Here is a 356-nt window from a genome sequence, read left to right as displayed (position 1 = left end):
GTAAAATACCCTCTTGAGCAAAGCTAGGTGCAACAAATGCAAAGCACAATAATAAACCGTAAAACAGCTTACTTTTCATTTTTCGACAATATCCCTTGCAGCTGTTTAGCAAAATGGCCACTCATTTTATTCGGTTTCGCTTCCAGTGGTTGCTCCAACTTATCTAATAGGTTTATTGACTGGGCGGTGACCCCCAGCAAATATTGTTGCTCACCTATTTCTACCACCATAATGCGCTCGCGAGTGCCCAGTGCCAAATTAGTGATAACTTTAGACTGGCCGCCAGCAAATTGATTTAATCGAGTTTTCTTAAGCACCCAAGCACAAACCAAAATGGTCACCAGCACTACAGCTAA

The 356-nt window shown here is 42.1% G+C and carries 1 protein-coding gene; it reads right to left on the bottom strand.

The annotated features are described in order from the left end of the window. Positions 1 to 68 precede the first annotated feature (68 nt). The coding region (gene fliO / locus Q4528_RS12915) for a flagellar biosynthetic protein FliO (RefSeq protein WP_303521880.1) at positions 69 to 356 on the bottom strand (288 nt) is incomplete at its 5' end.

It is taken from the genome of Staphylococcus pasteuri, from assembly GCF_030547725.1.
Classification (GTDB): Bacteria; Bacillota; Bacilli; order Staphylococcales; family Staphylococcaceae; genus Staphylococcus; species Staphylococcus pasteuri.
Note: the sequence above shows the minus strand (reverse complement) of the source record. Positions and strands in the feature narration are given on the sequence as shown.